This window comes from Thermosynechococcus sp. Uc (assembly GCF_029335995.1).
Classification (GTDB): Bacteria; Cyanobacteriota; Cyanobacteriia; order Thermosynechococcales; family Thermosynechococcaceae; genus Thermosynechococcus.
Genome location: NZ_JARJMS020000015.1, coordinates 1 through 12,640, shown reverse-complemented (window position 1 = coordinate 12,640; position 12,640 = coordinate 1). Strand labels below are relative to the sequence as shown.

Genomic DNA, 12,640 nt, shown 5'->3' with positions numbered 1-12,640 from the left:
ACCTTAGTTCCCCCACCGGCTCGCCCCACAAAGAAAGTAGAAAAAGTCGCTGTGGCTCCCCCGCCCTCCAAAGAGCTGAAGGAACCACCCAAAAAAGACAAGGGGGCGATCGCTCCTGCGAAACCCAACAGTCAAGACCGCATCGAAATTGTGCAACGGGCAGTGCCCCCGGCGCCGGCCAAACCTCCGGAAATAGCCCCCAAGCCCTCAATGCCGCAACTACAACCGCCACCCGCAAAACCTGCTCCCCCGGTGTTGCGGCCACCGAATTTACCGAAGCCCGTTGCCGAAACCGTTGAGGTTCTCGATGACAAGTCCGTTAGCAAAGTTATTAAAGACCGCCACCGTCACAAAGACTTTGATGATGAGGAGAACAAACGGAAATCCTCCCGCGCCGTTAAGTTGCGTGAAGAAGTCATTGATGAAGAGGAAGAACTCGAACTCACCAGCCGCTTAGTGGGGGTGCCCCAAGTCACGGTTGATGTCAGTCAATCGCTGCAACGGCCACCCAAGCCCAAGACTCCTCGTCCGGCTCGCCCTGTTACACCCGTGGCGAAAACTGAAAAAAGCAGCGAGAAAAAACAACCCCGCCATCGCGATCGCCGTCACGAAGAGCCAGCCGAAGCACCACCTCCCGATCGCATTACGATTGAAGGCCCAATGTCAGTGCAGGAGCTGGCGAGTTTAGTGCATCGCCCTGAAGCGGAAATCATTAAAATTCTCTTCTTTAAGGGAATTGCTGCCACCATCAACCAAACCCTTGAGGTGGAAACGATTGAACTCGTGGCCAAGGAATTGGGAATCACGGTGGAAACGGCAGAGCACAAAGCTGAAGCCATAAAAGTTACGGAAATGCTGGAGTCGAGCGACCTCGATCACCTACAGCGGCGTCCGCCCGTGGTTACAATTATGGGTCACGTGGATCATGGCAAAACCAGCCTTCTCGATGCTATCCGCAATGCTAAGGTCGCCCAAGAGGAAGCAGGCGGTATCACTCAGCACATTGGCGCCTACCATGTGGATGTTGAACACAACGGCGAGAAACATCAGGTGGTTTTTCTCGATACCCCCGGTCACGAAGCCTTTACCGCTATGCGGGCACGGGGGGCACAGGTAACCGACATTGCCGTTCTTGTAGTTGCCGCCGATGATGGGGTACAACCCCAAACCATTGAAGCCATTAGTCACGCCAAAGCAGCCAAAGTTCCGATCATTGTCGCCATTAACAAAATTGACAAAGAGTCTGCCCAACCGGAGCGAGTCAAACAGGAACTCACCGAATATGGTCTGGTGCCAGAGGAGTGGGGCGGCGACACAATTATGGTGCCCGTCAGTGCCCTGCAGCAGCAAAATCTCGATACGCTCCTAGAAATGATCCTGCTTGTGGCCGAAGTGGAGGATCTCTACGCCAATCCTAATCGCCCCGCTAAAGGCACCGTCATTGAAGCCCATTTAGATCGGGCACGGGGGCCTGTGGCCACATTGCTGGTACAAAATGGGACACTGCGGGTCGGCGATGTTCTGGTGGCGGGTGCCTGTTTTGGTCGGGTTCGCGCCATGATTGACGATCGCGGGCAACGGGTCGAGGCAGCAACCCCCTCCTTTGCTGTGGAAGTCTTAGGTCTGGCGGATGTTCCTGCTGCCGGGGACGAATTTGAAGTCCTCAGCGATGAAAAAGCTGCCCGTGCCCTTGCGCAAGAGCGAGCCGCCGCCCAACGGCAATCCCGCCTTGCCCAAGCCGCAGCTGCCCGTCGCGTCTCCCTCACCTCGCTATCTAGCCAAGCGCGCGAAGGGGAACTTAAAGAACTCAATCTCATTCTCAAAGCCGACGTTCAAGGCTCCGTCGAGGCCATTTTAGCGGCCCTCAACCAGCTTCCCCAAGATCAAGTGCAGTTGCGGGTTTTACTGGCTGCCCCCGGCGAAATTACCGAAACCGATGTTGATCTTGCCGCCGCCAGTAGTGCTGTCATCATTGGCTTTAATACCACCCTTGCCTCAGGGGCACGCCAAGCGGCTGAGCAGCACAACGTTGATATCCGTGAATATAACATCATTTATAAGCTCCTCGATGATATTCAAGGAGCTATGGAGGGGATGCTCGAACCCGAACTGGTGGAGGAAGAACTGGGTCAAGCGGAAGTGCGGGCTATCTTCCCCCTCAGCAAAGGGGCAGTGGCCGGTTGTTATGTCCTCAACGGGAAGCTCGTACGCAACTGCAAAGTGCGGGTGCTGCGCCAGCAAAACGTTCTTCACACAGGCATCTTGAATTCGCTCAAACGCATGAAGGACGATGTCCGCGAAGTTGCGGCAGGCTACGAATGCGGTGTGCGCCTGGATGATTTCCAACAATGGCAGGAAGGGGATATTATTTATGCCTTCCAGACAGTAACAAAACGTCGTAGTCTTGGCAGCAGTAGCGATAAAAAGTGTTGATGAATCATAACTCTAAATTCATGATCAACCTGATGTGAGGAGGCCGCCGTGGGACTACAGCGTCGAACGTTTTTGCGCCGGGTGGCCCAGGGGATAGGGGCGATCGCGATCGCCGCTGGCAGTAAATTTCTGCTGACAAGCTGTGCCAATCAGGGAAATTCCCCCCCTAGCAGAAGAATCTCCAGTAATGGCTTGCTGACTCCCGGTAGATTGACTTGGGGGGCTGAGGATGGCTCTCCCTATGTCTTTTATGATTTTGCCGAGCCTAACCGACCGCTGGGCTTTGAAGCAGAAATTGCCAATGCGATCGCCCAACTGATGGGAGTGCAGTCTAGCCTAATTCTCATGTTGTACGATCAACTGCCAGTTGCACTTGCGGCCAACCAGATTGACTTCATCCTAAACGGCTGGGAAGTTACAGCCGAACGCAAAAACACTCAGCTTTTCTCTCAGCCTTACTACCGCTATGGTCAGCAAGTGGTGGTGCGGGCAAATGACACTCGCTTTCAAGAGTACACTGCCAACAGTGAGATTAGCCTAGAGATTTTGACGGGTATGAGAGTGGGAACAGGGATAGGCTACAAAGCGCAAGCAATTCTTGAAGAAGCCCCCAACCTTAAAGCCTATATCTATCGCGGAGCTGACTACCTAACCTACTTGCAAAGCGGTGCAATTGATGCCATTCTTGTGGATGCTCCCCTCGTCTCTTATCAAATTTTAGGTCAAGGGGTTGGTGCAACCAAGAATCCCACGTTGCGCCCTATTGGCAAACCCCTGTTTTTAAGTGATTATGTCATAGCATTCAATGCCAATAGTTCCAAGGGCAGAATTCTTAAAGGGGAGGTTGATCAAGCGCTAAGTATTCTCAAAAAAGATGGCACGCTGCGACAGATTTATGAGCGCTGGGGACTTTGGAATGAAGCTCAAGCAGAAATCGGTATTCTCTAGAGTCGGAGGTTTTGGGATACCTTATGAGTCGTTTCCGAAGAACCTTCCAAACCCCGTCACCACTTCCCCTCGCCCTCTCCAATATCTCTTGGCAAGGCTAGTTGGGCACTCGTCGCCATACCGTTAGCAAATCCAAGATCAAGAACCATCAGCAAAACCAGATATGGAGGAATAAACCAAGATGGGACTGCAGCGTCGAACGTTTTTGCGCCGGGTGGCCCAGGGGATAGGGGCGATCGCGATTGCCACAAGTAGTAAAACCCTACTCACAGCCTGTGCCGGCAATGTAGATTCGACCTCTGGAACCTCAACACTGGGTATCGTCTCCAGCAATGGCCTCCTCAATCCCGGTACATTGGCTTGGGGGGCTGAGGCCATCAGTGGTGCTCCCTACGTGTTTTATGATCCTGTTGATCCCAGTAAGTTGATTGGTTTTGAGGTGGAAATTGCCGACGCGATCGCCCAATTAATGGGAGTCAATGCCGTATTTGTTGCCACAGCTTATGATCAACTCACGGCTGCCCTTGCTGCCAACCGCTTTGACATGATTCTCAATGGCTGGGAAATCACTGCCGATCGCGAGCGGACTCAACTCTTTTCCCAACCCTACTATCGCTATGGTCAGCAAATTGTGGTGCGGGCTGAGGATCCCCGCTTTGAAAAGTACACCGCCACTAGTGAAGTAACCCTTGCCGATCTCGCTGGCATGACCGTCGGTACGGGCATCGGCTATAAAGCTCAAGAAATTCTTGAAAAGGAAAAAAACATTAAAACCCGTGCCTATGATGGCAATTTGCCCTTTGATGACCTTGCCCAAGAGCGTATTGATGCTGTAATGGTGGACTATCCAATTGTTGCCTACTACATTCTTGGCGCTGGTCCAGGGAGCACGGTCAACAATAGCTTGCGCCCAATTGGTATGCCCATTTTTTTGGATAACTATGTGATTGCTTTTAATAAGAACAACCCCAAAGGAGAAACTCTCAAGATAGAAGTCGATCAAGCCCTCGATATTCTCAAAAAGGACGGTACATTGCGCCGCATCTACGAACAATGGAAAATGTGGAATGATCAGCAGACTCAAATTGGTATTACTTAGAGCCAAATGTGCTGAACGACAGTTTGAAGGGACTTGATCGTATATTTAGTATTTAAGTATTTAAGATATCCCTGTATATTTTGACAGGAAAGATTCACTGCTAGCTGAAACTTTATTTTACTCTTAGTCTCACAAAAATTAACGACTCGATGTCGGTCGTAATCCACTGCCGTTCTTATATTATTTTTATGCGCACGACAAACATTCTATTCACCTGATCGTAGAATGGCTTGGTAGTCCCGTCACTTTAGTGCGGCGAGTGTCAATACATCCATTCAGCAGTTTTAATTGATGATATCTCTTCTGGGAAAATAGCTGACTTGTTAACGTTATCATGATCATCCCTAGGCTGCTATGCTTTTATTAAATTTAAGTTTTGGCAAAGTACTCGCTGTCTCGTGTTTTATGCGTTTTTGAAGGACAACTGGGAGTTCAGGTAAAGTATAGTCGCAAAGGCTGAGATACTTGAGAATGAAGTTGGCATGCACTAACCCAATAGCCAAGCCATCACCCGTTGACCAAGGCGAGTACCATTGAGACGATCAATTTCCCGCACACCAGTGGGGCTAGTGACGTTGACCTCTGTTAAATAGCCACCAATGATATCAATCCCTACAAAATAGAGGCCATCCCGCTGAAGAGCAGGAGCCAAGGTTTGACAAATCTGGCGATCGCGTTCCGTGATTTCGACGGCTGCCACCCGTCCACCCGTGGCCATATTGCCGCGAAATTCATCCCCTGTGGGAATCCGATTTACTGCCCCCATTGGTTCGCCGTTTAGGAGAATAATTCGCTTGTCGCCCTCTTTGGCTGCCGGTAGATATTCCTGCACCATTACCGGCAGTTGTCCCCGTTGGGTACTAATTTCAATCATTGAATTCAGGTTGCGATCGCCCGCCTGCAAAAAGAGAATGCCTTCTCCTGCTTTACCGCCCAAGGGTTTGAGCACCGCCATGCCCTGCTGCTGCACAAACTCACGAATGTGTTGCTTGTCCGCCGTCACAATGGTCTTAGGCATCACACTCGTAAATTGCAGGGCGTACATCTTTTCGTTGGCATGGCGCAGGCCCGCTGGCGAGTTGAGCACCAGCGTAGTTTTGGTATCCACTAAATCAAGACAGTAGGTTGCATAAAGGTAGGCGGTATTAACGGGGGGATCCTTGCGCATCCACACCGCTCGAAAGGTATTGAGGGGTCGCCATTCGAGGGCACCCGCCCGAAACCAGGGCTGGGGAATGTGCCACTGGCCAGCCACTAGTTGCACTGGCGATAGCTGAATCGGTGTTACCCCAGCCCATACTTGACCGTCGCGGATCAGCAGTTGGGAAATTTCTGTTACCCACACCTGTGCCCCTGCTGCCTGCGCTGCTTCCATCAATGCCACACTGGTATCGTGGCTAGGATCAAGGCTGGCGAGCGGGTCAATGATAAAGGCAATATCCACGGCCATTCAGCTAAGCTGCCGCTTGCAGGAGCATATCTAGGATCCCTTGTGCCTCCAGAGCGTAGAGATCATCGCAGCCACCAATGTGCTCGTTGTTAATGAAAATTTGCGGCAGCGATCGCCGACCATGGGCACGTTGTGCCATTGCTTCGCGGGCAACTTCGTCCCCATCAATCACGTACTCGATAAACCTAATCCCTTTTCGGGTCAGGAGTTGTTTAGCCCGAATACAGAAGGGACAACGAGACCACGTATAGATTTCAACGTTAGCCACGGCGCTACCTCTTTACAAAAGTTCACGTTGATTTCAGCCTAGCAAAAATTGGGGAGCAATATCGCCTCTCCCCTTTATTCCCTAAAAATAAAAATCCCTACAAATAGCTGGGATCCTGAACATTGCGAATTTTGCAGGCCTCAGCAATCCCGTACTGGGGGCGAATGAAGCGATCCATCTGCGCCACAAAGAAGCGGCGGTTCGCCATCAGGTGCTCTGGATTGGGATCATCCAAAGGATAGTAGAAAGCAGCACGGGTTGCCTGCAAAACGGCAGAGGTGACGGTGTACATCGAGTGCTGGAAGGCAATCCCTAGCTGTACCAAAATATCATCCTCACCCCGACAGTGTTGGTGGAAGTAATCTCTTAGGTACTGGGGGAGGAAGTGATACATATCCTGATGCAGCAGCGTTGGCGGAATTCCCGCCGTTCCCACAGGGAATTTATCAGCAAAGAGAATGCCATAGTGGAAGTCCACTTGATCTGTGGGGATTTGATTGGCTTGGGCATTGTAGGACTTGGTTCCTCGGAAGGGGGCTGTGCGATAAAAGACAGCTTCCACATAGGGGAAAGCCGCTTCATAAAGCCACATAAAGCCCTTTTCCTTAGGCACAAGAACATGCACCTCATCATCAATATAGACATGGTGATAGATAGGACGGCCGGCAGCAGCAAAAATTCCATTGACCAAGAAGTTCATGGCATCTTTGACGCTGGTAATGCTGCCCTCGTCGTAGCGATCGCTAATCTCAAAGAAGACCGCTGCCATCACTTCCCAAAATAGCCCCAGCACATTCATGTAGGTGGCTTGGCGCGCTTGCTCCAAAAAGAGATCCGGAAAGAGCTTGTACAGTCCCAGCAGCAGCGGGTTGCGTCGGAAGTAGGCACGAATGGCTCGGTCAGCTGCTGTTTTGTATTCCTCGGAATCAAGGTAAATATCGAGTTGCCCCCCCATGCGGTGCCACATCATTTTGCGGGCAAGATCCTCAGAAAACTCCATGTTGATGCGATCGTGCCAGAGGTGATGAAGCAAGCGAGGCATCTTTCTGGTTTCTCCCTTGTCAATAAATGCCATCAGTTCTGGATGGGCATGGGCAGGGCCGCGCCAAATCTGCAGATCTGCCGTATCGCCAGCGTAATGATTGGGCAGATCAAAGTATTCCTGGGTTGGGAAATACTTGAAGAAGGGAAAAGGATCAATAAATACCCGCTCACCAAGGTAGAGCAAATCTCGCCAGTAAAAGTCCATCGGAATGGAGTAGGCTTTGTACATGCCAATGATCTTCATTAGGTTCACCGGCGTGTCAGGAATGAGGGCACCCCCCGCCTCAAGGCGGTAAATGATATCGGCGAGGGGGTGATCTAGGGGGGGCAGTTGTGCCGAACTGGGACGCTCAATCGCTTGAATCATGGGGATACTCTCCTAACTATTGGGGTAAACTGGCCACAATTTCCTTTACACTCGGTATCGCCGCAATAATCTCGGCGCTGGTGGTTTCACTCCAACGCACGAGCCACGTGGGCTGCACACCCAAGACTAGAATCAACAAGCTCAGGACAATAGCAGGCACTTTTTCTGACCAAACCACCCGCGGGTAGTAGGCCGTCGCATTGTCAAGGCGGCCAAAACAGGTGCGGTTAATCAAAATCACAAAGTAAACGGCTGTCAAACCAGTGCCAACGACTGCAATCAGAGTGGGAATTGGGAACGTGCCGTAGCTGACTTGGAAGATTAAAAATTCAGCAACAAAACCCACCAGTCCCGGAATACCAGCACTGGCCATCCCCCCCAAGATTAAGAGGGCGCTGGTGGTGGGTAGGCCGCGCAGGGGATTGAGCAAGCCATTGAGCACATTCAACTCACGGGTGCCCACTTTGGTTTCAATGACACCTACTAGATAAAACAGCAGTGCCAAAATCAAGCCGTGGCTAATCATTTGGGCGATCGCCCCCACCATGCTCAGTTGGGTATGGGCCGCTGCCGCCAGCAGGACATAGCTCATGTGACCAATGGAACTGTAGGCCACCATCCGTTTAATATCCTTTTGAGCAATGGCAGCAAGGGCACCATAGATAATACCCACCGCCGCCAGGATTGCCAGCGAACCCGACAGCTGCCCCCAAGCCTCTGGAAAACAGCCTAGGGCAAAACGCACCAGCCCATAGGTGCCCAACTTTGCCAGTACTCCCCCAAGCAGAATTGCGGTTGGCGTCGCAGCTTCCACATAGGCATCGGGCAACCAACTGTGGAGGGGCACCAAGGGTATTTTGATACCAAAGCCCAAGATCAACAGCAACAGGAGAATTGCTTGGGTCGTGGGTGCCAAGCCGGCCATTTGGATATCGGCATAGTCAAAGCTAGGGGCGTGGGTCAGCCAACCCATTGCCAAAAAGGCAGCGAGGACAAGAATGCCAGAAACTGCGGTATAGATGAGAAACTTGATGGCGGCCTGTTCGCGGCGCTGCCTTCCCCAGATCAAAATCAGCAGATAAAATGGCACCAACTCGATTTCGTAGAAGAAAATGAACAAGAGTAAATTCTGTGCCGCCAAAGCCCCGGTAACCCCTGCATTGGCCAGAAGGACAAGGGCATAAAACAGGCGGGGGGAACTTTTTTCACCTGTGAACACCACCACGAGCGTCAAGAACGTCCCCAAGACAATCAGTGGTAGGGACAACCCATCCACACCAAGGGAATAGTTCAATCCCAAGGGCGATAGCCACGGCACAAATTCCGTAAATTGCAGTACTGTTTGCCGGACATCGAACTGCGTCAGCATCCACAGGGAAAGGGCAAAGATGGCAGTGGCGGTAGCGAATGCAACCGAACGTAGCGATCGCGCCGGTAGCAGCGGCATCAGCAGCGCACCGATGACGGGCAACACAATTAACAGCGTCAGCATAGGGCAAGAACCTCAAGGAATGGAGTACTAGGCCAGCAGTGGCCAACAAATGGCAATGACCAGAATGGCAACCCCCATCAAAATGGTGAGAAGATAGGCTTGGGATTGACCCGTTGTACTGTACTTCAGGCGATCGCCCCCTAGGAGTGTCACCACGCCAAAGGCATTGCCAGTGCCATCCACAAACGTGCGATCAAACCAAGCGGTAATGCGGGAAATCATATCCACTGCCCCCACCACTGTGGCTTTGTAGAGCTTCGGCGTATAGAAGTCGTAGGCCAGCAGATCCTGAACCGACGGCAGGGGAAACTGTACGGGTTTGGGAATTGCCTTGCCGAGATAGACCCATGCGGCTGTCCCCCAGCCTAAAAGAGCAGTCAGGATTAGCGCGGCTGCGGTGGTCAAGGAAGGATGGGTCCAAATCACCCAGTCAAATCGCCACATGAGAATTGGCAAGTGCAACACAAAGCCCAAATCAACCGTCATTGGCAAAATCATCGGCCAAAACACCTCGGGCGATCGCGCCGTCATGGGCTTAACCTCGCCGCCCCAAACAAGGCAGAATGTACGACCTAGACTAAAGGCCGCAAAGGTATTGATTAGCAGCAGTACAATGCCCACCCAAGGCAGTTGGGCAAAGGCCGTATCCAGTAATTCCGCCTGAGGGAAAAAACTTGCCAAGGGGGGTAAGGCCAGAAGTCCGACTGAACCAACGAGGAACGAGAGGCTAGAAATGGGGCGCCGTGACCACAATCCACCCAATAGCCGCAGATCTTGGGTAATGCTATTCCAGATAATGGCACCAATGCTCATCATCAGCAGTGCCATTGCCACCCCATAAGTGAGGATAAAGACAAAGGCCAAGCCCGGCTCCTTGAGACCGACAGCAATAAATACCCAGCCCATGTAGGCACTGACTAAATAGGAGAGAGCGCGCTTAATATCCACTTGGGCAATGGCAATGAGGGTCCCCCCCAACGCGGTAACACTCCCAATCACCAGCAAAGCCGTTAGAGCCACGGGGGAGAGACTGAGAACGGGGGTTAGCTTAACGAGCACCCATGCCCCCGTGGCCACAACAATGGCATTCCGTAGAATCGAAGCAGGAATTGGACCTTCCATGGCTTCATCCAACCACAGGTGCAGTGGGAACTGGGCACATTTGCCCATAGGCCCAGCAATCAGAGCTAGGCAAATCAAGGTAATCAGTAGGGGATTCACTTGAGCGGTAGCGGCCCAAGCCGCTAAATCATCGTAGTTCCACGAACCCGCAAGGGGATAAATCGCCAACACCCCCATCAGCAGCACCAAATCTCCCACCCGTTTAGTGAGAAAGGCATCGCGGGCACCCGTAACCACTAGGGGTTGATTAAACCAAAAACCAATGAGTAAGTAGGTGGCAAGGGTCAAAATTTCTAGCACCACATAGTTAAAGAACAGGGAGTCAAGGAGCACTAGAGCAGCCATCCCCCCTTCAAAAAGAGCTAAGAGAGCAAAAAACCGCGCCCAGCCCCAATCCATCTCCATGTAGCCAACGGCAAAAACCTGAGCCATTAGGTTCAAACCCGTGATCAACATGAGAGCCGTGGTCGTCAAAATAGAAATCTCCACGGGAAGGTCAAAGTGCAGACCCGCGACATCGAGCCATGTCCAATGCACAGACTGCGGCGGTTGGTTGGCGATCGCTACCGTTGCCAGCAGGGCATGAACAAAGGAGAAAAATGTTAGCAAGATATTTACATAGCCCGCTGGACGAGGTCCTGTCTTGCGAGTAATTGCCGGTAACCAAATCAAAGACAGCGCCATTCCTGCCAGCGAGTAGAAAGGTACAAGCCACACCGTGTCCGCAAATGATTGCAACATAAACACTGCTTATGCCTATGGATAAGACTAATTAGATTTAATCTTATCTATGAACGACACCGTACTTGACCGCGGCCAAGAATAAAATTGCATCAATATTTCTTATTGCCTAGATAAACGGCAACGACAGCCCTTGTCACAAGCCTCAAACCTTTAAGGTAAATATCAATACTTAGGGGACAATCTGAAACGTCACTCGTGCGGTGTAGCCCACATAGCAAAAGTTACCCTCGCCCCAGTCTGGGTCGGCATCTAACTCAACACGCACTTGACTTTGACGCGGGTAATTTTCGGGAATGGGGATCACCTGATCATCTCCAGGATTGAGCCGCCCCAAACCCGAACGAATGTTGCTAACGGTTCCCCACAGAACCTTCCCTTTGTTGCCATAGAGTTCAATCTTTGCCTTAGTGCCCGGATGGATCAACCGCAGAGATTGCTCATCCACAAACACATCAATCCAACGCCGTTGACAATCCAGCAATTGCAAAATTTGATCCCCTTTCCCCAGAAACATGCCCGGCCGCGCCTCCACCCGCCAGACATAGCCAGCAATGGGAACAGGCACCTTCACCACCCTGCGCTGCGCCACCTCCCGCTGTGCTTGGATAACCTGTCGTTGTTGGGCAGCGATTTCCCGTTCAATGCCTTTGACAATCGCCTGCTGTTCACCAATCTGAATTTGTAACTCTTGTAGCCGTAGGCGGGGGTCGTAGTTACTGCGAGTATTGCGCAGTGTCAGCCCCAATTCAGCAGCACGGGCATCGGCTTTTAAAGCCTCAACGGTGCGAGCCACAGCTTCCATTGCCCGTTGGCGAGCAGCCACTTGGGCTTGGCTTTGCTGTAATTCTGTTAGTGCTGCATCTGCTTGGGCTTGGGGCACTGCTCCCTGCTGCGCCAACTGACTAAAGCGCTGGTAGTTCATTTTTGCTAGGTGATAGCGCGCTCTGGCATCGGCAAGATTGGCCTTAGCAGCCGCGAGTTCTGCTTGAGCAGCCGCCACTTGGCGCTGGGTTTGCTCCACCTCAAGCACCTGTTGATTCCGTTCATCCTGTTGGGCAGAGGCAAGGAGTTCTTGCAACTGAGCCAGCTTTGCCTGAGCGGCCTCCAGTTCGCCGCGGCGGCGTTCTAGCCATTTTTCAACTTCTCGGGCGTTGCCTTGGCTGACATAGTCATTTTCTATGAGGGCTAAGGGGGCATCTGTGGGGGTGATAAACTCGCCTACCTGCGCCCTCAGTTTCTCCAACCGCCCTTCCTCAGGAGCACGCACATTCACAATCACCCCATTGATAACGGCATCCCGACTGCGGACAGTTGTCAAGTGGCGGTAGAGAAACACGCCGGCAAAGGTGAAAATGCCACAGCCTACCGCCAGTACCAGTAGATTGGCAAGGAGCGATCGCCGTAGCTTCAGTTGTTGAGTTAATGACACCTGATTTTCATTCTGCACCAAGGGGGAACTCCGACTCAAATTGGACACAGAAATTGAAGTGGGCTTTTTCATGGGAAGCTCACAACAGGTTAGTTAAAGTTGATAAAACCAGCTCTTTTTGCATAACTGATGAGTGAAAACCTTGGTCTAAAAACACCTTATGTTCACCTCACAACTAGACGTTAAAAAGATATACTTTTACTGTTTAATCTAAACACGCAAATAGCCTTTTATTATCCTAAGC

At 51.7% G+C, this 12,640-nt stretch carries 9 protein-coding genes; 3 read left to right on the top strand and 6 right to left on the bottom strand.

Annotated features, from left to right (window positions below; translation table 11 throughout):
• The 3 genes from infB to P3X23_RS01830 all read left to right on the top strand — a co-directional run.
• The coding region (gene infB, locus P3X23_RS01840) for a translation initiation factor IF-2 (protein WP_300872585.1) at positions 1-2,433 on the top strand (2,433 nt) is incomplete at its 5' end.
• 48 nt (positions 2,434-2,481) lie between these two features.
• Positions 2,482-3,381 carry an ABC transporter substrate-binding protein gene (locus tag P3X23_RS01835; protein ID WP_300872583.1) on the top strand — a complete coding sequence of 300 codons (900 nt, stop codon included), beginning with the start codon at positions 2,482-2,484 and terminating at the stop codon, positions 3,379-3,381.
• A 181-nt stretch (positions 3,382-3,562) separates the two neighbouring features.
• Entirely contained in the window at positions 3,563-4,480 is a 918-nt protein-coding gene (locus P3X23_RS01830) for an ABC transporter substrate-binding protein (protein ID WP_300872581.1), read from the top strand.
• A gap of 487 nt (positions 4,481-4,967) precedes the next feature.
• Here the strand turns inward: P3X23_RS01830 and gshB are convergent, their stop codons facing one another.
• The 6 genes from gshB to P3X23_RS01800 form a co-directional block, all read right to left on the bottom strand.
• The gene (gene gshB / locus P3X23_RS01825) at positions 4,968-5,924 is read right to left on the bottom strand and encodes a glutathione synthase (protein WP_300872587.1); all 957 of its coding nucleotides are present in this window, start codon (positions 5,922-5,924) and stop codon (positions 4,968-4,970) included.
• Between the two features lie 10 nt (positions 5,925-5,934).
• Positions 5,935-6,198, bottom strand: a complete 264-nt coding sequence (gene grxC, locus P3X23_RS01820) for a glutaredoxin 3 (protein ID WP_300872579.1) — start codon at positions 6,196-6,198, stop codon at positions 5,935-5,937.
• A 97-nt stretch (positions 6,199-6,295) separates the two neighbouring features.
• Complete coding sequence (locus tag P3X23_RS01815) at positions 6,296-7,609, bottom strand: CO2 hydration protein (protein WP_300872578.1); 1,314 nt, start codon at positions 7,607-7,609, stop codon at positions 6,296-6,298.
• A 16-nt stretch (positions 7,610-7,625) separates the two neighbouring features.
• Positions 7,626-9,101 carry an NADH-quinone oxidoreductase subunit M gene (locus tag P3X23_RS01810; RefSeq protein WP_300872576.1) on the bottom strand — a complete coding sequence of 492 codons (1,476 nt, stop codon included), beginning with the start codon at positions 9,099-9,101 and terminating at the stop codon, positions 7,626-7,628.
• A 27-nt stretch (positions 9,102-9,128) separates the two neighbouring features.
• On the bottom strand, positions 9,129-10,964 hold the full coding sequence (locus P3X23_RS01805) for an NAD(P)H-quinone oxidoreductase subunit F (RefSeq protein WP_300872574.1): 1,836 nt from the start codon (positions 10,962-10,964) through the stop codon (positions 9,129-9,131).
• A gap of 172 nt (positions 10,965-11,136) precedes the next feature.
• Positions 11,137-12,468 (bottom strand): HlyD family efflux transporter periplasmic adaptor subunit, encoded by a 1,332-nt coding sequence (locus P3X23_RS01800; RefSeq protein ID WP_300872572.1) that lies wholly within the window; start codon positions 12,466-12,468, stop codon positions 11,137-11,139.
• Between the last annotated feature and the right edge of the window lie 172 nt (positions 12,469-12,640).